Annotated in this window: 21 protein-coding genes; 10 read left to right on the top strand and 11 right to left on the bottom strand. The window is 59.8% G+C overall.

Annotated elements, in window-relative coordinates:
• Positions 1-156 precede the first annotated feature (156 nt).
• A complete protein-coding gene (locus BN1137_RS21545; protein WP_050720558.1) occupies positions 157-789 on the top strand; it encodes a LysE family translocator in 633 nt (210 codons plus the stop codon).
• Positions 790-891: 102 nt separating this feature from the next.
• Here BN1137_RS21545 and fis read toward each other — a convergent pair whose 3' ends face one another.
• Positions 892-1,188 (bottom strand): DNA-binding transcriptional regulator Fis, encoded by a 297-nt coding sequence (gene fis, locus BN1137_RS21550; protein WP_005309538.1) that lies wholly within the window; start codon positions 1,186-1,188, stop codon positions 892-894.
• 34 nt (positions 1,189-1,222) lie between these two features.
• Positions 1,223-2,188: a tRNA dihydrouridine synthase DusB gene (dusB, locus tag BN1137_RS21555; protein ID WP_050720559.1), complete on the bottom strand. Its 966-nt coding sequence runs from the start codon at positions 2,186-2,188 to the stop codon at positions 1,223-1,225.
• 292 nt (positions 2,189-2,480) lie between these two features.
• Here dusB and BN1137_RS21560 point away from each other — a divergent pair, with 292 nt between their 5' ends.
• The 4 genes from BN1137_RS21560 (at position 2,481) to BN1137_RS21575 (ending at position 7,282) form a co-directional block, all read left to right on the top strand.
• Entirely contained in the window at positions 2,481-3,887 is a 1,407-nt protein-coding gene (locus BN1137_RS21560; protein WP_050720560.1) for a TolC family protein, read from the top strand.
• A gap of 73 nt (positions 3,888-3,960) precedes the next feature.
• Entirely contained in the window at positions 3,961-4,965 is a 1,005-nt protein-coding gene (locus BN1137_RS21565; RefSeq protein ID WP_050720561.1) for an HlyD family secretion protein, read from the top strand.
• Positions 4,965-6,107, top strand: a complete 1,143-nt coding sequence (locus BN1137_RS21570) for an ABC transporter permease (protein WP_050720562.1) — start codon at positions 4,965-4,967, stop codon at positions 6,105-6,107. The genes BN1137_RS21565 and BN1137_RS21570 overlap by 1 nt, the downstream gene beginning before the upstream one ends.
• Positions 6,104-7,282, top strand: a complete 1,179-nt coding sequence (locus tag BN1137_RS21575; RefSeq protein WP_050720563.1) for an ABC transporter permease — start codon at positions 6,104-6,106, stop codon at positions 7,280-7,282. Before BN1137_RS21570 ends, BN1137_RS21575 begins: the two co-directional genes overlap by 4 nt.
• 35 nt (positions 7,283-7,317) lie before the next feature.
• On the opposite strand, the gene BN1137_RS21580 is transcribed toward BN1137_RS21575, so the two are convergent.
• The 3 genes from BN1137_RS21580 to BN1137_RS21590 form a co-directional block, all read right to left on the bottom strand.
• The gene (locus tag BN1137_RS21580; protein WP_050720564.1) at positions 7,318-7,953 is read right to left on the bottom strand and encodes an NAD(P)-dependent oxidoreductase; all 636 of its coding nucleotides are present in this window, start codon (positions 7,951-7,953) and stop codon (positions 7,318-7,320) included.
• A gap of 127 nt (positions 7,954-8,080) precedes the next feature.
• On the bottom strand, positions 8,081-8,935 hold the full coding sequence (locus tag BN1137_RS21585) for a DnaA ATPase domain-containing protein (protein ID WP_050720565.1): 855 nt from the start codon (positions 8,933-8,935) through the stop codon (positions 8,081-8,083).
• Between the two features lie 89 nt (positions 8,936-9,024).
• A complete protein-coding gene (locus BN1137_RS21590) occupies positions 9,025-9,693 on the bottom strand; it encodes a DnaT-like ssDNA-binding domain-containing protein (protein WP_050720576.1) in 669 nt (222 codons plus the stop codon).
• A gap of 306 nt (positions 9,694-9,999) precedes the next feature.
• Here BN1137_RS21590 and BN1137_RS21595 point away from each other — a divergent pair, with 306 nt between their 5' ends.
• The gene (locus BN1137_RS21595) at positions 10,000-10,971 is read left to right on the top strand and encodes a response regulator (protein WP_050720566.1); all 972 of its coding nucleotides are present in this window, start codon (positions 10,000-10,002) and stop codon (positions 10,969-10,971) included.
• Between the two features lie 62 nt (positions 10,972-11,033).
• Here the strand turns inward: BN1137_RS21595 and BN1137_RS21600 are convergent, their stop codons facing one another.
• From BN1137_RS21600 to BN1137_RS21610, 3 genes are all read right to left on the bottom strand, one after another.
• The gene (locus tag BN1137_RS21600) at positions 11,034-12,431 is read right to left on the bottom strand and encodes a peptide MFS transporter (RefSeq protein ID WP_050720567.1); all 1,398 of its coding nucleotides are present in this window, start codon (positions 12,429-12,431) and stop codon (positions 11,034-11,036) included.
• Between the two features lie 213 nt (positions 12,432-12,644).
• The gene (gene galU, locus BN1137_RS21605) at positions 12,645-13,556 is read right to left on the bottom strand and encodes a UTP--glucose-1-phosphate uridylyltransferase GalU (protein WP_050720568.1); all 912 of its coding nucleotides are present in this window, start codon (positions 13,554-13,556) and stop codon (positions 12,645-12,647) included.
• Between the two features lie 95 nt (positions 13,557-13,651).
• Positions 13,652-13,972 carry a ComEA family DNA-binding protein gene (locus tag BN1137_RS21610; RefSeq protein ID WP_050720569.1) on the bottom strand — a complete coding sequence of 107 codons (321 nt, stop codon included), beginning with the start codon at positions 13,970-13,972 and terminating at the stop codon, positions 13,652-13,654.
• 166 nt (positions 13,973-14,138) lie between these two features.
• Between BN1137_RS21610 and cysQ the strand changes: the two genes are divergently transcribed.
• Positions 14,139-14,909, top strand: coding sequence for a 3'(2'),5'-bisphosphate nucleotidase CysQ (gene cysQ, locus BN1137_RS21615; RefSeq protein WP_050720570.1), 771 nt, complete (start codon positions 14,139-14,141; stop codon positions 14,907-14,909).
• Positions 14,910-15,048: 139 nt separating this feature from the next.
• Here the strand turns inward: cysQ and BN1137_RS21620 are convergent, their stop codons facing one another.
• The 3 genes from BN1137_RS21620 to BN1137_RS21630 all read right to left on the bottom strand — a co-directional run bounded on the left by BN1137_RS21620 (position 15,049) and on the right by BN1137_RS21630 (position 17,597).
• Positions 15,049-15,345 carry a YciI family protein gene (locus tag BN1137_RS21620; protein ID WP_050720571.1) on the bottom strand — a complete coding sequence of 99 codons (297 nt, stop codon included), beginning with the start codon at positions 15,343-15,345 and terminating at the stop codon, positions 15,049-15,051.
• Between the two features lie 24 nt (positions 15,346-15,369).
• Entirely contained in the window at positions 15,370-15,921 is a 552-nt protein-coding gene (locus BN1137_RS21625) for a septation protein A (RefSeq protein ID WP_050720572.1), read from the bottom strand.
• Between the two features lie 161 nt (positions 15,922-16,082).
• Positions 16,083-17,597 (bottom strand): aminotransferase class V-fold PLP-dependent enzyme, encoded by a 1,515-nt coding sequence (locus BN1137_RS21630; RefSeq protein ID WP_050720573.1) that lies wholly within the window; start codon positions 17,595-17,597, stop codon positions 16,083-16,085.
• Positions 17,598-17,845: 248 nt separating this feature from the next.
• Here BN1137_RS21630 and trhA point away from each other — a divergent pair, with 248 nt between their 5' ends.
• The 3 genes from trhA to BN1137_RS21645 all read left to right on the top strand — a co-directional run.
• Positions 17,846-18,481 carry a PAQR family membrane homeostasis protein TrhA gene (gene trhA, locus BN1137_RS21635; RefSeq protein WP_050720574.1) on the top strand — a complete coding sequence of 212 codons (636 nt, stop codon included), beginning with the start codon at positions 17,846-17,848 and terminating at the stop codon, positions 18,479-18,481.
• 117 nt (positions 18,482-18,598) lie between these two features.
• Positions 18,599-20,260 carry a putative transporter gene (locus BN1137_RS21640; protein WP_050720575.1) on the top strand — a complete coding sequence of 554 codons (1,662 nt, stop codon included), beginning with the start codon at positions 18,599-18,601 and terminating at the stop codon, positions 20,258-20,260.
• Between the two features lie 220 nt (positions 20,261-20,480).
• The coding region (locus BN1137_RS21645) for a retention module-containing protein (protein ID WP_157433896.1) at positions 20,481-22,375 on the top strand (1,895 nt) is incomplete at its 3' end.

The raw sequence follows: 22,375 nt of genomic DNA on the forward strand, positions 1-22,375 counted from the left end.
ACCGGACTACCGGACTACCGCGTCTGCCCGAAGCTTATCTCCCCCTCCAGATACAAGGCGGCTATGCCCTGCATTGATGATCACTATTGCTTGAAACGGGCGTGACAAGACCGGTGGGATCCATAGACTGGGTGTTTCATACACAAGGAGCTGTCTATGTTGGGGATCCACGATCTGGCGTTGTTTATCGTCTCGGGGCTGCTGCTGAACATGATGCCGGGACCGGATTCCCTGCTGATCATGCTGCGCAGCGGTGCCCAGGGTTGGCGGGCTGGCTCGGTGGCGGCGCTGGGGATCGGGACGGGCACCATGGTACACGTGCTGGCGGCGGCGCTGGGGCTGTCGGCATTGCTCAGTGCCTCGGCCGAGCTGTTCACCGTCATCAAGCTGATGGGGGCGCTCTATCTGGTGTACCTGGGGATGTCACTGCTGCGGCAGGGGGCAACGCCTTCCACCTCTATCGAGCCCGCTGTGACGCTGCCAACGCTGTCCTACGGCCGTATCTACCGGCAGGGGCTGCTGACCAATGTGCTCAACCCCAAGGTCGCGCTGTTCTTCCTGGCCTTCGTACCGCAATTCATCGATCCAGCGGCGCCGCAGAAGGCGCTGGCCTTCATCGTGCTGGGTTGCATCTTCAACCTCAACGGCATGATCTGGTGCCATCTGCTGGCCTTCTCGACCGCTTATGCGAGCCGCAAGGTGCGCTTGCCCGCGCGAGTGGGGCTCTGGTTCAATCGCTTGATGGGGGGCTTGTTTGTCGGGCTCGGCCTCAAGCTGGCGACGGAATAAGGCTCGGCCATCACATCGGTCATCGTAAACGCCGGCCATAGAAAAAGGCGTATCCCATCGCTGGGATACGCCTTTGTCTGCACTGCAGCAGGAGACTGAAAATCAGTTCATGCCGTAGCGTTTGAGCTTTTTACGCAGGGTGCCACGGTTGATACCCATCATCACGGCGGCGCGAGTCTGGTTACCACGGGTGTACTGCATGATCACGTCCAGCATGGGAGCTTCGACTTCGGAGAGAACCATATCGTACAGATCAATCACTTCCTGACCGTTCAACTGGGCCAGGTAGTTACGCAGGGCCTGTTGCACAGAGTCACGCAGGGGGCGCTGGGTCGGCTCGGCAGCGTGATTGTGAGTAGTTGTTACCAATGCATCAGAAGTCAGGGTTTGTTCGAACATATTCGGTCGGCTCTTTAGTTATGCGAGTTATGCGTTAACCTAATCCATCGAAATACACTTCAAGTGCTTCCAGTTGTGCATCTGCACAATCCAGCGCATTGAAATGTTTACGGAATTCTCGGCCCGTCTCTTCTTCATCCAGATACCAGCCCACGTGTTTACGGGCAATGCGCGCTCCCAGAAATGCACCGTAAAACTGGTGCAGGTTGGTAACATGCTCGTTCATCAGGGTGCGAACCTCTTCCCTGTCGGGAGGCGGCAGCTTGGTGCCCGTCTCAAGAAAATGACGGATTTCCCGGAAAATCCAGGGTCGTCCTTGCGCAGCACGGCCGATCATCACGGCGTCGACGCCGGTATAGTCGAGGACATACCGGGCCTTCTCCGGGCTGTCTATGTCGCCATTGGCGACCACAGGAATCGATACGGCCTGCTTAATCGCCCTGATAGTGTCGTACTCCGCTTCCCCCCGGTAGAGGCAGGCACGGGTACGACCATGCACGGCAAGGGCCGCGATACCGCAATCTTCGGCGATTCGGGCGATCTCCTCGCCATTGCGGTTATCCGGATCCCATCCTGTGCGGATCTTCAAGGTGACAGGCACCTCCACTGCATTCACCACGGCCCGGCAGATGGTTCTGACCAGATCGGGTTGGCGCAGCAGGGCAGAGCCCGCCAACTTCTTATTCACTTTTTTTGCAGGACAACCCATGTTGATGTCGACGATCTGAGCGCCCTGCTCCACGTTGTAGCGGGCGGCAAACGCCATCATCTCCGGGTCGGCTCCGGCAATCTGGACCGATCGCAATCCACTTTCGGCAGAATGGCCCATTCTCATCCTGGTTTTCTGGGTATCCCAGACATCCGGGTTGGCCAGCAGCATCTCGGAAACGGCCATGCCGGCGCCCAAACGTAAACAAAGTTCACGAAATGGTCGGTCTGTTACACCGGCCATGGGAGCCACAATCAAGGGAGTTTCAAGCGTGTGGGGACCTATCTGCATTCCACGGTTACCATCGGCTTAGGGCGGCGTATATTACGCATTTTTTAGTCAGGATAAAAGGTTAGTATTTGAGCGTCAGCCATTTTTTTCTGAAAAAAACGTCGCGCCAAGGCTTGCAAATCCAGGAGTGCTTGAAAATCAGGCATATTGTCTGTGAGCATACTAGGGGCCAAATGAGTGGGGGACTCAATGATTTGTCTGTCTCCCCCCACCACGGGTTTGCGTTATGATAGCGAGCCTGAATCGAGCAAAGGCTCCACACAATTTTATTACAAGCAAAAATTGGGGATGTATGACGTCAAGGTTCATCAAATCGCTCTGTCCGTGTCTGCTGGGAGCCATGCTGGGCTCTGCCGAGGCGCAGACGGTGAGCTTCACCGAGGCCTGGAGCCGGGTCATCCAGCAGGATGACGGGCTGGCGGCGGAGCAGGCCGGTGTAGATCGGGCAGAGCAGCTGCGCGAGGCTGCCAAGGCCATGTACCTGCCCAAGGTGGATCTGGGGGCCAGCTATACCCATCTCGATCAGCCGATGGAACTGGACATGCTGGACTTGAACCCCATCGCCAATCATCCCGAATTTGGCAAGGTGTTGGGACCCGTCATGCAGGCGCTGAACCTCAGCCCGAGCGACTTCGTCACCCCGCTGACCAAACAGAACGTGGTCACCAGCTCGGTCAAGATGCTGTGGCCGCTGTTCGTCGGCGGGCGCATCGATGCGGCGCAGGATATTCGCAAGGCCCAGGTGAACGAGGCGCAGCAGCTGCTGGTGCTCAAGCAGCAGTCGACCTTTGAGAGTCTCTCCCAGACTTACTTCGGCGTGGTGCTGGCGGCCCAGGTGGTGCAGACCAAGCAGGAGATTGAGCAGGGGCTGGCCCATCATCTGGATCACGCCCAGAAACTGGAGGTGCAGGGTCAGATCGCCAAGGTCGAGCGACTCTCCGCCCAGTCGGCCTATGACAGGGCCCGCATCGATACCCAGAAGGCGCGGCGCAGCCTGGAGATCGCCCAGCTGGCGCTCGGTCATATGCTCAAGTTGAAGCAGGCCGAACCCAACACCCGGCTCTTCATCAACCAGGGCATGCCGCAACTCGATCCCTTCGTGCAGGAGACCCTGGCGGTGCACCCCGGCCTCAAGCTGCTGGCGGCCAAGAAGGAGCAGGCCCAGGGCATGATCAAGCTGGAGAAGGGTAAATACGCTCCCGAGCTGTTCCTGTTCGGCAACTACAACCTCTACGAGGACGACTCCATCGTCTCCAAGACCACGCCGGACTGGCTGGTCGGGGTGGGCGTTAGCATGCCGCTGGTGAGCCGTGACGGCCGCTCCGAGACGGTGCAGGCGGCCAAGAGTGCCGAGCTGCAGGTCAATCTGCTGCAGGCCAAGACCCGCCAGGATCTGGAGCTGCTGGTCGAGAAGACCTGGCGCGAGGCGGCGCAGGGGCTGGAGGAGTATCAATCCCTCTCCTCGACCCAGGCGCTGGCCGAAGAGAACGTGCGGCTGCGAGACAAGGCGTTTGGTCAGGGGCTCTCCACCTCGCTCGATGTGGTGGATGCGCGCAACCAGCTGGCCGGTGTCAAGACCCAGCGCGCCGCTGCGGCTTATCAATACGTGATCTCGCTGGCTCGCCTGTTGGCGCTCTCCGGTCAGATGAACAGTTTCAATCAATATCAGCATGGTCAGGCGATTGAGGTGAACTCATGAGAACGACTCTGCTTGCCCCATTTTCCCCCTGTGTTTCGACCGCCAAGGGTCGCCCGTTTGCCGAGGTGAATTCATGAGCCATCCCCCCATCAAGAAGAAGATGAGCCAGGGTAAGCCGCTGTTGCTGCCATTGGCGCTGGTGCTGCTGGCCATCTGGCTGGGCTGGCGTTTCTGGCTGGCCTACCAGCCGGAGCCGGTGCGGCTGCAAGGCCAGATCGAGGCGCAGCAGTACTCTGTCTCCTCCAAGGTGGCCGGGCGCATCGATGAGGTGCTGGTCAAGAAGGGGGATCAGCTGGCCCAGGGTCAGCTTGCGTTCACGCTAGCCAGCCCCGAGATCGAGGCCAAGCTGAGCCAGGCCAAGGCGGGCCAGGCGGCGGCTGGTGCCCTGGCACAAGAGGCAGAAAAGGGCGCGCGGGCTCAGCAGATCGCGGCGGCCAAGGATCAGTGGCAGCAAGCCAAGACGGCGGCCCTGCTGCACGGCAAGACCTATGAGCGTATCGCCAACCTGCATCGTGAAGGGGTGATGCCGCTGCAAAAACGCGATGAGGCCTGGACCGCCTGGCAGGCGGCCCGATACAGCGAAAGCATGGCCTGGCAGCAGTATCAGATGACCCTGGAAGGGGCGCGGGAAGAGACCAAGATTGCGGCCCGCGAGCAGGCCAAGATGGCGGCAGGCGGGGTGGCCGAGGTGGAGGCTTATCTGGCCGATACTCGTATTGTCACTCCTCATGCCGGTGAAGTGGCCCAGGTGCTGCTGCGCAGCGGCGAGCTGGCCCCCCAAGGCTTTCCCGTGGTGACCCTGCTCGACATGGAGGATGCCTGGGCCCAGTTCCACGTGCGGGAAGACCTGCTGCCCCGCTTCCCGGTGGGGACCGAGTTCGATGCCCAGATCCCGGGTCTGGGTGACCAGACGGTGCGCTTCAAGGTCACCCACGTGGCGGTGATGGGTGATTTTGCCACCTGGCGTGCCACCGATAGTCGACAGGGCTTTGACATGAAGAGCTTCCAGGTGGAGGCGCGTCCCTTGCAACCGGTTGAAGGGTTGCGGGTCGGCATGAGCGTGCTGGTCGAACTCTGATGGGGCGTGAATGGCGGCTGCTGTGGCAGGACCCCTTCGGTCGAGCGCTGGTGAGCTGGGTTCCCCTGCTGCTGATAGGGATCCTGTGCTGGATCTTCTCGGCGGGTCTTGCGCGCGATCTCAAGGTCGGTCTGGTGGATCTGGACAGGAGCGCACTCTCCCGCCAGCTGGCGTTCTCGCTGGATGGCTCGAGCGGACTCAAGGTGAGCGACCAGTTCGATTCCATCGACGAGGGTGCCCACGCGCTGCGTGGTGGCGACATCTACGCCCTGGTGGTGATCCCCGCCCATCTCGAGCGGGATGCCCGCGAAGGTACCCAACCTCAGATTACGGTATTCAACAACGGCCAGTTCATCCTGATCGCCAAGCTGGTCAGCTCGGCCCTGGCTCAGGTGGTCGGTACCCTCAACGGCCAGGTCGGCGTGCTGGCCGCCATGGCCGATGGCAAGGCGTTGCCCAGTGCCTTGGGGCAGTCCGTGCCCATCGCCAGCCAGATCACGGCGCTCTACAACCTCAACTCCAGCTATGCCCAGTTCCTGCTGAGCGCTCTGTTGCCTGCGGTGTGGCAGATCCTGGTAGTGCTCTACGGTCTCAATGCGCTGGCTCGCACCGACCGACTCGGACTGGACTGGACCACGCAAGGGGTCTGGTTCGGCCTCTGGCGTACTTTGCTGCCTTATGTGCTCATTGGCTGGGCCTGGGGGCTGGGATGGAGCCTGCTGCTGTTCAAGGCGCTTGGTTACCCGATGCAGGGCAGTTGGCTGGTATTGACGCTGGGGTTGGGGCTGGCCTCGGCCGCCTGCGTCAGCATGGGGGCCTTCTTCTACGCCGTCATTCGAGATCCGGCTCGGGCCCTGTCCATCGCGGGCGCCTATACGGCGCCGGGCTTTGCCTTCATGGGGGTGACCTTCCCGGTCAGTGCCATGGGTGACTTTGCCCAGTTCTGGCGTAGCCTGCTGCCGATCTCCCATTACGTCGAGCTGCAGATTGGGCAGACCAACTACGGTCTGCCGCTGGCTGCGGCCTTGCCCCAGTTCGGGGCCCTGCTGCTGTTCCTGCTGCCCCTTATCGTGGTGATACGCCGTTATCAACCCCAGGCGCATGCCGCCCGCCAGCTGGCCAGCAAGGAGCCGGAATCATGATGGGTTTCTGGGATCTGGTACGGCTCGAGCTGCGTACTTTGTTGGCCGACAGGGCCATCATGCTGACCCTGTTTGGCGGGGTGTTTTTCTACTCCTTCCTCTACCCGCAGCCCTATCTGCACCAGTTGCCACGGGAAGAGGCGGTGGTGGTGGTCAACGACGATGGCAGTCAATTCTCCCGCCAACTGGAGTTCATGGCCGATGCGACGTCCCAAGTGAAGCTTGTCGCTCGGGTTGCCAGCCTGGATGAAGCGCGGGAGTGGCTGCTGACCGGCAAGGCGAGCGGCATTCTGCATATTCCCCGTCATTTCTACCGGGATCTGATGCTGGGCAAGAGCGTGACCCTGAGCTATGCCGGGGATGCCTCCTACTTCCTGGTTTATGGCACCATCGCAGAAGGACTGGCCCAGGCGGGGGGCACTCTGGCGGCCCAGATCAAGGTGGCGCGCCTGCTCAGCCATGGAGAGGCGCTGCCGCAGGCAGCCATGGGCTGGAATGCGGTGGGGCTCAACGTGCTGCCGGTGTTCAACCCCAGCATGGGCTATGTGAACTACGTGGTGCCGGCGGTGTTCGTGCTGATCCTGCACCAGGTGCTGCTGATGGGTGCCGGCATTCTGGGGGCGACCCAGAACCAGCGCAGTGGGCGTGGCGAGCAGGGCTACTGGCAGAAAGTGCCGGTACTGGCGCTGCTGCTGGCGCGTACCCTGGTGCTGGGCGGGCTGTTCGTGCTGCCGGTGACCTACTTCTTCGGCTTCTGCTTTGATTATTACGGCATTGCGCGCAACGCAGAGCCAGCCGAGTTGTGGCTGCTGATCCTGCCGTTCTTGCTGGCCACCACCTGGCTTGGCGTCGTGCTGGGGGCGCTCTTTACCCGCCGCGACTTGCCGACTCAAGTGGTGCTGATCTCATCACTGCCGCTGGTGTTTCTCGCTGGTTTTATCTGGCCTATAGAACTGATACCGACGCCTCTTAACTGGCTGGCCCAGTGGGTGCCAAGCACCCCGGCCATCGAGGGATTCCTGCGTCTGAATCAGATGGGCGCCGATTTTACCCAAGTCGCCCCTTACTGGTGGCGGTTGTGGGGCTTGGCGCTGCTCAATGGCGGGCTCGCCTGCTGGCTGCTGGCGTGGCGCCAGCGGCAGATGCCGGAGACAGCAATAAAAACGGTCAGCTGAGGCTGACCGTTTTTTTGGGTACAGGCGAGGATGGCTTAGCTGCGTTGCAGGCCGGGCTCACCGATGGCGTAGATCTGGCCGAGGGCCTGCTCGCTGGTGAGCAGTTGCAAACCCTGCAGCGCTACGTCCTGGCGACGCACCAGACCGTGCACCTCCTTCCCCTGGCTCAGTACCGCCTGATTGGTGGCCTCGCCATCTTGCAAGCCGGCCGGGCGCAAGATGGTCCAGCTCAGCGCGCTTGTCTGCAACCAGCTCTCTGCCAGGCTCTTCAAGCGCACCTCGTGACCGAAGGCTTCCCGCGCCCGCTCGGGCAGATATTGCCAGCTGTCACCGCAACCGAGGGAGGTCACCAGCAGCAGGCGCTTGAGCCCGGTTTGTTCCATGGCGTCTATCACATGACGGTTGCCCTGGTAATCCACCGGCTGGGTCTGGCGAAAGCTGCCCAGGGTGGAGACGACCCGGGCGTCGCGGCCTGCTTGGGTACAGGCTTGGCTGACTGCCGCCGGATCCAGGGCATCTCCCTGAACGACTTCGACTCCCAATCCATGCAGCTCGGCGACAATCTCGGGGCTGCGTACCAGCGCCACGACCCTGTGGCCCTGACGCAGGGCCAGATCGGTGAAGGCACGGCCCAGTCCGCGGCTGGCTCCGAAGATGAGTGTGGTTGGCATGAGAGAGTCCCCTTGAAGAAAAGGGCTAGCCTAGGGGCTTGGTGGTGTGATGTAAATGAGAGTTGTTTTTATTTGTGAGGCGAGAGAGTAAAGAGGGGCCAGACGTCGGTGACGCTGGCCCGACTGATCAGCCGTTGTAGTGGCCGATGCTGGGACGACGGCTGGGGCCGCTCAGGTGAATATCCACCGGGTTGAACGCCTTGATGGCCTCGAAGCTGAAGTCACCAATGGCCTGATGCAGGCTCTGGGGGTTGTGGTTGGTGATGATGATGACGCTTTTCGACAGGTTGCGACGACGACGCAACAGGTGGCCGAGGAAGCTGGACTGACTCTCCGCCATCTTGGCGCGATTCGCCGCGACTTCGTCGATGATCAGCAAATCCACCTCTTCCAGCGCGCGGCGGTATTGGTTGCGCTCCTCCTGATCCTGAATGACGTTGAAGAACAGCCGATCCACCACCGAGGCCCACTGCTGGAAGATCACCGATTTCTGATGCAGCTCGATCAACTCATGGGCCACGGCGCCTGCCAGGGTGGATTTGCCGGTACCATAGTCGCCGTAGATCAGCATGCAGCCGCCACCACTCTTCTCCCAGTGCTCGAAGCCACTGATGAAGTAGCGGGCGGTCTCAATGGGATATTGCAGTGCCGGATCGCTGGCATCCATTTTTTCAAATACCCAGTCCGGGTTGAGATCGGCCTGGGCGATCAGCTTCTGGATCCGCTCCTGGCGCGCCGCCTTCTGCAGTTCGCGCACCTCGGCGTTGGCCTTGGCATCATATTCTTTGCGCAGGGTCTCGTAGTCGTACTGGCTGCCGCCAGTCTGGGCTTGTAGGCGGCGAATGCGCTCAAGCAAACCACCCACATGCTGGCTCAGTTCGGGATCGTGGACACGCTGGTCCTGTTTGGCTTTGGCGATCTTGCGGCGCTTGGCCTCGATCTCCTCCAGCTCCTGGCGCAGGGGGTCGTGCGGGTCAGTCATGGAAGGCTCCTTCTGCTGGGGCTGGGTGGCAAGGGGTTGATGGTGCGGCCGATGGCGCGACTAATAGTGCCTGCTGCGGGCATTTGGGATCAATCATTATCCGGCCCCTGAGCCAGGCGTTTGGCCTCTTCGATCATCTCCTGTGCCCGTTTGCTCGGGCCCGACTCGACGGGCGCCGGGGTGACTTGCTGGTAACCCGCCACTATGGTCGGCTGGCGACGAGCGTAGCGGCGGCTCTTGAGGGCACGGATAAACCGCAGCATCCACTGATGCTGGGAGTCGAACACCTCGGGGCGGCCCAGCCAGTAGGCGATGAACTCCCCGAGATCTTCTTCGTTGTAGCTGGCATCGATCACCCCGCACAGACGGGCGAGGGCGGGCAGCTCCTCATCCGGTCGCCACTGCAGGTGCATCTGGAACGGTCGCTCAGGCAGCGGACTGCGCACTCGCTGGCTCAGCAACGGCAGCTGAAACGGGCACTGATGGTAGTGCTCACTCTCGGGCTGAGCCTCGACCTGTAGCAGTCCAGCCTCCATCAACTCATCGAGCAGCTCGGTCAGTTGGCGGGCATTGACCTGGAAACAGAAGCCGCTCGGATCGCTGGGATCCACGACCGCCAACGACCGTCCGAGCTCGGGGTAATTGAGCCTGGCCAGCTGATGCTCCAGCACCAGTCTGCGCAACTGCAAGGTGTAGAGACTGCGTGCCGGATGGGGCAATCTGGGATGGGCGAGGGCGCTGTATTCGGCTGGGGTCATGGTGTTCTTCACGATCTGGAATGGGGGCATTATCCCTCATGGCGGGGCCTCATACAATTCATGGCTGAGGTGCATGATGAGGCGAAGGCTCATCCACCGTGCTCGCTTTGGTATGCGCGGGTAAGAGGCCGATAGTCGTTTTTCAAGGCAGAAAATATTGGCGAAATAATCCGATAATTTCAAATGGTTGGAAGGCATTGCCCCGCTTTCAAACGACTTGCGGCGACATCGGGCTGGCTAAATTGACCACAGCTAGACTAGGCTTAATGCTCAAATAACCGTTTGACTAATAAGAGCTTTGTCAAGATGTCAGAAGCCGGACTACGGATCTTGGTGGTGGAGGATGAGGCGGTTTTTCGCCACTCGCTGGTCTCTTATCTCGAGCATGATGGAGCCTGTGTATTTCAGGCCGAAGACGGGATAGAAGGTCTCTCCGCCGCCGCGTTATATCACCCCGATATCGTGTTATGTGATCTGAACATGCCCAACATGGATGGGCATGAGGTGATCGCCTGCCTGACCGCCCGCTACCCGGAGGTGCCGGTCATCGTCATTTCGGGTCAGGACAAGATGGCCTCGGTCGAGCGAGCGCTGCGAGCGGGAGCCAGGGACTTTTTCATCAAACCGGTGTCCGACTACAGCCAGATTCGGCGCAGTATCGATCAGTGCCTGGCGGGCAACCTGCACCATAGTCAGCAGCTGGAATTGATGGAGCACATGGATTTCTTCCGGGCCCACGACCGGGCCTCCAGTCGGCTGCTGGCCTGGCTGACCCCGCCGGGTTTACAGGAGTGGGGCCCCTGGCAGGTGACCTTCGCTGGCATGGGCAACCTCTTCATTCCCGACACCTTCAAGCTGGATGACAAGTTGCTGGTGCTGGTGATGGAGCTGCCTGTTCTTGGCATGGATGCTGCATTCTGTGGCGCTCTGGTACGCTCTTTGATGAATGGGCCCTACCGCCAGTATCAACAGCAGGAGAGTCTGCTGCTGACCCAGCCACATCGCCTGCTCGATTACTTGAATCTGCAACTACTGGAGTCTGGCCTGCGCCACTCGTTTTCCATGGCGGCATTGCTGTTTGATCAGGAAGACGGTCTGGTATTTGCCAATGCGGGCCTGACCTCGCCTCACTGGCTGATGCGCTCGGGGGGCTTGCCGCTCGGGCTGATGCGCAGTACCCGCTATGCGCTGCATAGGCGTAGCTGGCATGAGCCGTTCGAGCTGCAGTTTCGCAGCGACAGTGGCAGTGCCCTGAAGATGCAGGTGCGCCATCACTGATGGATGAATATAAAAAAAGGGCGCCCACTGGGCGCCCTTTTTTTGCTGACAATCCAGACCGCTTAGACGGCGGCAGACTGCAGGTTTTTGTCGTGCTCATCAGACTCTTTGGCGGGGCCTTCGGCGCCGTGCATCCAGTAGACCAGGCGATTGGCCATGGTCAGCAGGATCAGGGCACTGATCACGGCAGCGATGGCGATGCCGCCGAAGATGGCGATGGCACCGGACTCACCGACGAAGGAACCCACGAAGCCGGCGATGTAGTTGGCCAGGGCGACGAAGCCGAACCAGGCACCCATCATCAGGGAGGCCAGGCGCAGCGGAGCCAGCTTGGTCACCATGGAGAGGCCGATCGGGGAGAGGCAGAGCTCGCCCAGAGTGTGGAACAGGTAAGCACCAACCAGCCAGAACATGGAGGTCTTGACGGCCTGATCGCCACCTTGCTCCAGCACGGCACCGATCATGAACAGGAAGCCGATGGCCAGGAAGAACAGACCCATGGCGAACTTCACCGGAGAGTTCGGCTCTTTATTGCCGAGCTTGATCCAGATAGCCGCCACAATCGGAGCCAAGGTGATGATGAAGAAGGGGTTCAGGGACTGGAACCAGGCGGTCGGCACTTCGAAGCTGCCGATCATGCGGTCGGTATATTCCTGCGCGTACAGGTTCATCAGACCACCGGCCTGCTCGAAGCCTGCCCAGAAGATGATGGTGAACAGACCCAGCACCAGAATGACCTTGATGCGATCCACTTCTTGCTTGGTCAGCGGGGCTTTTTGCTCTTTGGAGCGTTGCTCGGCGGCGCGTTGGGCGGCCGGTACACGACCGATGTCACCCAAGAAGCGCTGGGCCATGGTGGCCTGCACCACCAGAGAGAGCAGCATGCCGATACCGGCGCTGACGAAGGCAGCCTGCCAGCCATAGGCAGTTGCCGCGGCGCCACAGATCACGCCAGCCAGCAGGGAGCCCAGGTTGATGCCCATATAGAAGATGGTGAAGGCACCGTCACGACGGTGATCACCTTCCTTGTAGAGATCACCGACCATGGTGGAGATGTTCGGTTTGAACAGACCATTACCCAGGATCAGCAAGCCGAGGCCTGCGTAGAAGACGGTGTTGACCATGTCCGGGAACATGGCGTGCGGCAGGGCCAGGGTGAACTGGCCTGCGGCCATGAAGATGGCACCAATCAGGATCGCGCGACGCTGACCCAGGAAGGTGTCTGCCAGCCAGCCGCCGATGATCGGGGTGATATAGACCAGGCCGGTATAGATGCCGTACAGCTTGAGGGCGTCGGCTTGGGTCCAGCCCATGCCGCCGTTGGCGGTCATGTCAGTCAGATAGAGGACGAGTACGGCACGCATGCCGTAATAGGAGAATCTCTCCCACAGTTCGGTACTAAAGAGCAAAAAAAGCCCTTTAGGGTGACCTAAAAAGGTCCCTTTGGACGGATTATTCATTGGAACTTCCACCTGTGTCTTATATTTTTTTAGGAATTTTATGCAAGGGCTAGGAACAAGCCATATTCCTTATAAAACAAGCGGAATCGAATTACAACGAGCGTTTTTGACGTTATTTTATCTATCAATGGTTGATTTTATGTTTATTAAATGAAAAAGGGCATCGAACGATGCCCAGTTTTTTATTCTACAGATTGTGCAAATATTCAGCGATTACAGCTGTTTGACGAACTGCTTCAACCAGGTCGTGAATTCTCCGTTGAGCTCTGAATGGCGAACGGCATATTCCACGTTGGCTTTCATATAACCCATCTTGCTGCCGCAATCGTGGCTGCGGCCCTTCATGAAATAGGCGTTGACCTGCTCGTGCTCCATCAGCATGGCGATGGCATCGGTCAGCTGGATCTCGTCCCCGGCTCCGGCTGGGGTCTTCTCCAGCAGGGGCCAGATATTGGCAGACAGCACATAGCGACCGACCACGGCCAGGTTGGAGGGGGCTTCATCGCGCGGTGGCTTCTCGACGATGGCCTGCATCGGCAGGGACATGCCGGCACTGAGCGCCTCGCCCTTGATGTCGGCGATGCCGTACTTGTCCACTTCGCTCTCGGGCACGGCTTCCACCATGATCTGGCTGATCTGATCTTCCTCGAACAGGTGCACCATCTCCGCCAAGTTGTCTTGCTTGAGATTGCTGGCGACTTCGTCGATCAACACATCCGGCAACAGTACGGCAAAGGGCTGATCGCCGATCAGCGGGCGGGCGCAGAGTATGGCATGACCCAGCCCTTTGGCCTCCCCCTGGCGTATGTGCATGATGGTCACATCTTTCGGGCAGATGTGCTGCACCTCTTCCAGCAGCTGACGCTTGACCCGTTTCTCCAGGGTCGCTTCCAGCTCGAAGCTCTTGTCGAAGTGGTTTTCGATGGAGTTTTTACTGGAGTGGGTCACCAGAATGATCTCCTTGATGCCAGCGGCGATGGCCTCGCGCACCACATACTGGATCAATGGCTTGTCGACCACTGGCAGCATCTCTTTCGGGATGGCCTTGGTGGCGGGCAACATGCGGGTACCCAGACCGGCGACGGGGAGAACGGCCTTGCGTACAACGAGCGGTGTCTTTTTCATGAAAGTGAGTCCGAAGGTACAAAGTGGGCTCATGATACCCGAAGAAAAATAGGGCAGCCACCGGCTGCCCTCATCATGAAACGGGTCTTGATCTGTTATTTGACGATAATCATGTCCCGGTTGGCATCCAGAGTGGCGGGCCCTATGCCACTCACGTCAGCAAGCTGATCCACCGAGGTGAACTTGCCCTGCTTCTCGCGATAGTCGACGATGGCTTGCGCCTTCTTCTCGCCAATCCCTTTCAGTTCCGTGAGTTCATTGGCACTGGCGGTGTTCAGGTTGATCTTGCCGACCTCCTTGGCGCTGGTAACGGTCGTGGCAGGCTTGGCTGCCGGCTTGTCGGCAGCCAGCACCGGTTGGCTCAAGAGCGGCAGACAGCCCAGCAACAGGGCGGCAGTGAGTGTCTTGTAATTCATGGGTTTCACATCCTTGTGTAGTGCCGATTGGCTATAGAAAGCTAGTCGAGCTGCGCCACTTTTCGTCTGTCAGAATTAACAGGGAATAACACAGTTCAATCAGCTATAAGCCACGTACCGCTAGAATCGGTACACTGGCTAACCATTTGAGTGAGATGCTTTTTCCATGTATTTACCCGCCATTTCCGAGCTGGAACCCATCGCCCGCGCTGCAGGCCGCACCATCATGGCTATCTATCGTCAGCCCTTCGCGGTGGAGTACAAGCAGGACGAGAGCCCGCTCACCGCCGCCGACAAAGGGGCTCATGAGGTGATAGTGCAGGCGCTGGCCAGTTTGACCCCTGATATCCCCGTGCTGTCGGAGGAGTCGGATGTGGGCGTCATGCAGGCGCGGCTCGGCTGGTCCCGTTACTGGCTGGTGGACCCGCTGGATGGCACCAAGGAGTTTGTCTCCCGCAATGGCGAGTTCACGGTGAACATTGCCTTGATGGACCATGGCAAGCCGGTCTGGGGGCTGGTCTACGCCCCGGTATTTGACAAGCTCTGGTATGGCGGCAAGGGGCTGGGCGCTTGGCGGATTGAGGAACATGGCTCTGTCGCGATCCAAACCCAAGCTCATCTGGAGGGCAAGCCGTGGCGAGTGGTGGGCAGTCGCAACCATCTGTCCCAGGCTACCCTGGATTACCTGGCCCAGTTTGGTGACATAGAGAGGGGGGAGATTGAGTTGGTCGCCATGGGTAGTTCACTTAAGTTCTGCATCATCGCAGAAGGCGGGGCCGAGGTTTACCCGCGTCTGGCTCCGACCTGTGAATGGGATACAGCGGCGGCGCAGGCGGTGCTGGAAGGGGCGGGAGGCAGTGTGACCCAGCTCAATGGCGAGCCCCTTGCCTACAACAAGCCGGATATCCTCAACCCCTGGTTTGTGGCCAAGGCCTGATAAGGCATCACAGAGTCCCACAGTATCGATATGAGAGTGTTGATCTGAAAGTGTCTAGGTGAAACCATGCAGAGACGAGAAGGCCGGACATTGTCCGGCCTTCTGCATTTTTATCTGCCATCGAATCAATAGCCGAAGGTCAGAACACCTTCTTGTAGGGCTTGATGGTGACCTTGGCGTAGACGCCCGCCGCCACGTAAGGATCGGCATCCGCCCAGGCCTTGGCCTCTGACTGGCTGTTGAACTCGGCGATCACCGTGCTGCCGGTGAAGCCCGCATCGGCGGGATCCTCGGCATCGATGGCCGGGTTGGGGCCGGCGGTCAGCAAGCGCCCCTCATCCTGCAGCGCCTGCAGACGAGCCAGGTGAGCGGGGCGAGTCAATTTACGCTGGGGCAGACTGCCTGCGACGTCTTCGGAATAGATCAGATACCACATGAGAGAATCCTTTTCTGGTAGCGGTTATTTTTTCTGTTCTGCCTTCTGCTCGGCTGGCAGGTGGCGATAGAGGTAGACACCGCTCAGCAGGGTGAACACCAGCGTCATGCCGAGCAGACCAAACACCTTGAAGTTGACCCACATCTCCTGTGACAGGTTGAAGGCCACGTAGAGGTTGAGCAGGCCACAGATGGCGAAGAAACCGACCCAGCCGAGATTGACGTTGTCCCAGATGCGATCCGGTGCCTGCAGCTCCTTGGCCAGCATCTGCTTGATCAGATTCTTGCCAAAACCGTAGCGGCTGATAAGTAGCGCCAAGGCAAACAGCACGTTAATGACGGTCACCTTCCACTTGATGAAGGTATCGTCATGGAAGAAAACCGTCAGGCCGCCGAAGAAACCAACCAGCAAGAAGGTGAACAGCTGCATCTTCTCGACCTTGCGATAGCGCACCCAGCTGTAGAGGAGTTGTAGAGCGGTCACCACCACCAGGGCACCGGTGGCGGTATAGATGTCGTAGAACTTGTAGACGGCAAAGAACACGATCAGGGGAATAAATTCAATAAACTGCTTCATGCTGGGCTCATTAACCTCGAAATTTTACTCAGTGTACCTGCCTGTTAGGCAACGGCAAATGAATAAGACCAACCGGATTGCCGTCGGTTCCATCAGCTTGTTGTGCCGTAGGCAGAACCCTCGCTGCCGGACACCGAGATCTGCCGGCGAGCCCGGTTTATCTATGTCGTCACGCCAAAGAGCTGCTCTGCGATGACGTCGCCAAGGCGTAGCTGATCGGCGAGCAGCTCGCGAATATGGCGCTCTTCTATCAAGGGATTGAGCAGCACGGCACGCAGCAGAGTGAGCGGCAGCTCGCCGTAACGCCCCACCGCCCGCTGGGTACGGGAGACGAAGCTGTGTCCCTCGGCCCGCTGCGCTTTTTGCAGCGCCACGTTGAACTGGTTGATCTGGCTGTTTGCCGCCTCATCCAGCACCTTGCCCTGCAAGTGGGGTGGAATGCAGCGGTAGGAGAGCAGGTTCATCACCGGCGCCGACATCAGCTCGAAGGCGGGGCTGGCCTCGATCAGGCTGGCCATCAGTCGGGCCCTGTCATAGTTGGCCTCGATGAGTTCGGCATAGCCCTGCTGGCCCAACAGCTGGAAGGCGGCGTCCAGGTAAAGGGCGTTGGCGGGGCGGGTTCCCTCCAGGGTGAAACGGCCCTGATCGAAGGAGGTCGCGCGAATGGCGTAGGGGGCCTCTCGCTTGACCGTCATCATCAGATCCGGCTGGCGACAGAGCAGCATGCCGGTGCCGAGCGGTACCAGCAGCTGCTTGTGGCCGTCCAGGGTCACCGTATCGGCCCGCTCGATCCCGGCCAGCAACCCCTGATAGCGAGGCGAGTAGAGGGTCGGGCCGCCCCAGGCCGCATCCACATGAAAATGGATCTGCTCACGGGCCGCGATGGCGGCAAGTTCGGGCAGGGGATCGATGGATCCAAAATCCGTGCTGCCGGCAACCCCGACCAGCGCCAACACCTTGAGCTTCTGCTCCTTGCAGCGCGTCAGCGCACGCTCCAGCGCCTGGATGTCGAGTCGGTTGTCGACGTCGGTATCGAGGCGCCAGACGTTCGCGGCCCCCAGTCCCAGCAGATCCATGCCCTTGTCGAAGGAGTAGTGCATCAACCGCGATCCCAGCACCACGGCGCCGCGGTAGCCCTGTTCATAGAGGGCAAACAGGTTGTCGCCACAGACCCGGTTACGGGCCAGCCAGAGGGCGGTGACATTGGCGATGGTGCCGCCGCTGGTCATGACGCCGAGGGCGGCATCCTTGGCATGCATCTGCGTCTCATAGAAGCCATCATCGGCGCGATAGATGAGGCGGTGCAGTTTGGCCAGCACCTCCCGCTCCAGGAAACTGAGCAGGCGGGAGGACTCCATCTTCATCGGGTTCTGGTTGAGCATCACCAGCAGGCGGGAGAGCTCGGCGGTGAAGGCCGGCAGTGGCGCCGTCATGTGCCCCATGTAGCGTGGGGAAGTTAGATGGGAGGCGCCGGGTACCAGGCTGGCCAACCGAGTGAGGTACTCTGTCGTGTTGATGCCGGCGGCGGGCATGCGGGACTGGTCGAGTTGATGGGTGAAGCTGCCCCGCTGATAGGGTACCTGACTGTCATCCGAGTGGAGGAAGGTCTCCAGCAGGGCCGTCATGGCCTGGCCGAAGGCAGGGTCCAGTTGTGTAAACAGTTCAGTCAGTTTCATCAGGTTCTCCAGACCGGCATGTCGGGCAGAAAGTACCGGGCGACAAGGGCGCCTGGTATGCATTGCCATCTGCACGGGGCATAGGCATCGGGCGCAGAGCATACACCAAAGGGGCATAGGGGGCAGCCATCTCCGATGGCGAAGAGCCCAGGGTTGCCCGTTCCTTTATTTTGAGCTAACACTTGTAGCCTGAAAAAAGGGCCGCTAGAGTGAGCCGAGTCTGGACGGGCGTCTGTCAGGAGTAAGCAATGAGTGAAGTGACGGGTTATTCCCCCAAAGAAGAGTGGGCCAATCGCCTCAGCCACGGGCTGGGGCTGGTGCTGGGGATCATTGGTCTGATCCTGCTGCTGCACAAGGGCTGGGATCAGGGCCCGCAGGCTTTACTGAGCTACGGCCTCTATGGCGCCAGCCTGGTGTTGCTCTATCTCGCCTCGACCCTCTACCACAGCATGGCGTCAGGGGTGGCCAGGCGTTGGTGCAAGGTGTTCGATCACTGCGCTATCTATTTGCTCATCGCCGGTACCTACACCCCCTTCCTGCTGGTGGCGCTCGATACCCCGCTGGCCCAGGGGCTGATGGTGGTGATCTGGGCGCTGGCCTTGGCAGGGGTGGTATTCAAGCTGCTGTTTATCAACCGTTTCAAGCGGTTGTCACTGTTCACCTACCTGATGCTGGGCTGGTTGTCGCTGGTGGTGGTCTATCAGCTCTATCTGCATATGGCGGGAGAGGGGTTACTGCTGCTGGGGCTGGGGGGGCTGGTATACAGTCTGGGGGTACTCTTCTATGTAGCCAGGCGAATTCCCTATAACCATGCCATCTGGCACTTGTTTGTGCTGGGGGGCAGCCTGTGTCACTTCGCGGCCATCTATGGCTATGTGGAGTAGTTAACCCTTTGTTGGTATTTTTGTGGCCATGAAAGCCTGAATTCGTGCGGCATCCCACAGTCGGCCTCCTCGTTTGCTGACAAGCTAGGGTCAGTTCAGCTTGGAAAGGATGCACACATGAGTGAAATCGCGCTTTCCATCAGCATGTTGTCGCTGGTGGCTGTGCTGGGACTCTGGCTGGGGAACTGGCGAGTCTATGGCGTTGGTTTGGGGATTGGCGGGGTGCTGTTTGGCGGCATCATAGTGGGTCACTTCGCAGGTCTCTCCGGCCTGCAATTAAATGAGCAAACCCTTCACTTTATTCAAGAATTTGGCCTGATCCTGTTCGTCTACACCATCGGCATCCAGGTCGGGCCCGGCTTCTTCTCGTCCCTGCGCAGCTCAGGCCTCAAGCTCAATGGCTTCGCCGCCCTGCTGGTACTGCTCGGTTGTGTGGTGGCGGCGGCCTTGCACCAGTTGTTTGATGTGCCGCTGCCGGTGATCCTCGGGGTCTTCTCCGGCGCCGTCACCAACACTCCTTCCCTTGGGGCGGGGCAACAGATCCTGGCCGAACTCGGCGCCGATCCGGGCATGACCGGGTTGATGGGGATGGGCTATGCGGTGGCCTATCCGTTCGGGATCTGCGGCATTTTGCTCACCATGTGGCTCATACGCATGTTCTTTCGCATCAAGATCGAGGAAGAGGCGGCCGCGTTTGAACAGCAGGCGAGCAAGGGCAAGGAGAGTCTGAGCACCATCAACATCGCGGTGCGCAACCCCAATATCCATGGCCTGATGCTGCAAGAGATCCCCAGCCTGGATGAGACCGATGTGATCTGTTCACGCCTCAAGCGCGGTGACGAGCTGATGGTACCGAAGCCGGATTCGCGCATCGAGCTTGGCGACTTACTGCACCTAGTCGGGGAGCAACATGCTTTGCGCAAGGTGTTGCTGGTGCTGGGGGAAGAGGTGGAGACGTCTCTTTCGACGCGTGGCACCGATCTGCGGGTCGAGCGGGTGGTAGTCACCAACGAACAGGTGCTGGGCAAGCGGCTTCGCGATCTCGACATCAAGCAGAAGTACGATGTGGTCATCTCACGGCTCAATCGGGCTGGGATCGAGCTGGTGCCGACCAGCCAGACCAGCCTGCAGTTTGGTGACATCCTCAACCTGGTGGGACGCCTCGAGGCCATCGAGGCGGTGACCAGCGTGGTGGGCAACGTGCAGCAGAAGTTGCAACAGGTGCAGATGCTGCCGGTGTTCATCGGGATCGGCCTTGGGGTATTGCTCGGCTCCATTCCCTTCTATCTACCGGGGTTTCCGGCCGCGCTGAAACTGGGGTTGGCGGGAGGACCGCTGGTGGTCGCCTTGATCCTGTCTCGCATCGGCAGCATCGGCAAGCTCTACTGGTTCATGCCACCGAGCGCCAACCTGGCGCTGCGGGAGATTGGCATAGTGCTGTTTTTGGCGGTGGTGGGATTCAAATCCGGGGCCGGCTTCATCGATACCCTGATCAACGGCGATGGCCCTGCCTGGATGATGTATGGCATGGCGATCACCCTGATCCCGCTGCTGGTGGTCGGCGTGCTGGCGCGCCACTATGGCAAGCTCAACTATCTCACCCTGTGCGGTCTGCTGGCGGGCTCCATGACGGATCCACCCGCTCTGGCCTTTGCCAATGGCATGCATCCCACCAGTGGGGCCAGTGCTCTGTCTTACGCGACCGTCTATCCGCTGGTGATGTTCTTGCGGATCATCTCGCCCCAGCTGCTGGCCATCCTGCTCTGGGCCGGAGTCTGAGCCCAGGGAGGGCGGGTACCCATGGGGTGCCCGCTTTCCAATTGTCACAGTCGATATTATTGATTTAACTAATTTTATTCCTTTCTACCTCCCTTCGTTTTTAGCGCAAAACTCAGCCTCATATCAGTCCATTCATTCGATTTTTCTCACTGGTATATAGCCTGTATCGCAGGCACATTAGACGCTGGAAATGTATGCCCATAGATATTCAGGAGAAAACATGAGCAGCCACAATATCGCATTGGATCAGGATGTCGTCGTTACCCAGCTTAAAGGCAAAATCTATCTGGTTGCCGCGGATGGGAGTCAAACACTTCTGACTGAAGGCGATGTGCTGCCCAAAGATGCGGTAGTGCTCACCCCGGACGGCGCCAGCTTCCAGGGTGGAAGCGAGACCTTCACGCTGAGCCCGACCAAGGAACCCACCTCCGCTGCAGAAGATATCTTGCTGGCACAAAACAATGCCGCGCAGACTCCTGACGATATCGCTGCCCTGCAAAAAGCCATTCTGGACGGGGCTGACCCGACCAAAACCTTTGAAGCCTCTGCCGCGGGTGGTGCGCCTGCCGCCGGTAACGTGGGCGGCGTCGCCGGTGCCAGCGGCAACGGCGGCTTTATCTCCATCGATAGAACAGGGGATACCACCATCGCCGCTGCCGGGTTTGATACCGCCAATCCGGGCGAGCCTGGCGTCGTTGCCGAGGCACGGGATGGCGAGGACGAGAATGTCGATCTGACTGCGCCCGTCATTACCGTCTCCGCTCCTGACAACACCAATGACAATACCCCGACCCTGACCGGTACAACCGATGCGCTGCCGGGCAGCACTGTGACCCTGTTGGTGACCGATGCCAGCGGCAAGCAACAGACGCTGATCACCACGGTCAATCCGGATGGCAGCTTCAGCGTGGATGTGGTCACTCCGCTGGCCGATGGCCCTTATGACGTCACCGCCTCGGTGACCGACCCTTCCGGCAACACCGGTACCGCTACCGATAATGGCAGCGTGGATAGTACGGCGCCGACGGCACCTCTAGTGGAGATCCAGGATGGAGCGGACAACGTTATTTCCGCCAATGAGCGGGAGAATGGGGTGGATGTCATCATCCGCTTGCCCGCCGACGCCAAGGTCGGGGATCGCCTCGATGTGGACTGGAATGGTGATGGTGTGCCTGACAGCAGTTCCATACTGACGGCCGATGACATCAACAAGGCTCAGGTTAACCTGACCATCCCCACGGCCGATCTGCCGGCCAATGGCCCTGTTTCGGTCGATGCCACCCTGACCGACTCGGCAGGCAACATATCGCCCAAAGGCACCGACAACAGCACGGTGAATGCCCCTCCCTTGCCCGGGAATGATCAGTTCACCATGACGGAAGATGGCACCGTCACCATCAATGTGCTTGGTAACGATACGGATGTGGATGGCGATCGACTGACCATCACGGCCATCAACGGTCAGACGATTGCCGAGGGTGGCTCGGTGGCCATCAACAATGGCACTGTGACACTCAACAATGGCCAGCTGGTCTTCACGCCAGCCCCCGATTTCAATGGCAACATTTCCTTCGAATACACGATCACCGACGGTTTGCACAACGCCAGCGCGGGCGTGACCGGTACCGTCACACCGGTCAACGATGCCGCTATCATCAGCGGTGCCGACCTGGGTGCGGTCACCGAAGACGCGACCAACCCGACTCTGACCGACAGCGGCGTGCTGACCGTGACCGATGCGGATGCGGGCCAGTCGGTGTTTGTGGCGGGCAACGGTGTGGCCAGCAATGGCGCACTGGGCAGCCTGACCATCACCAAAGGCGGCGCCTGGACTTACAACGTGGCCAACGCGGCGGTGCAGTACCTCAAGGAGGGCGAGACCAAGGTCGAGACCTTCACCGTCCAGAGTGCCGACGGCACCACGCATACCGTGACCATCACCATCACCGGCACCAACGATCTGCCGACCATCGCCGGCGACGACCTGGGTGCGGTCACCGAAGACGCGGCCAACCCGACCCTGACCGACAGCGGCGTGCTGACCGTGACCGATGCGGATGCGGGCCAGTCGGTGTTTGTGGCGGGCAACGGTGTGGCCAGCAATGGCGCATTGGG

Origin of the sequence: Aeromonas tecta, assembly GCF_000820185.1 — a bacterium.
GTDB classification, from domain to species: domain Bacteria; phylum Pseudomonadota; class Gammaproteobacteria; order Enterobacterales; family Aeromonadaceae; genus Aeromonas; species Aeromonas tecta.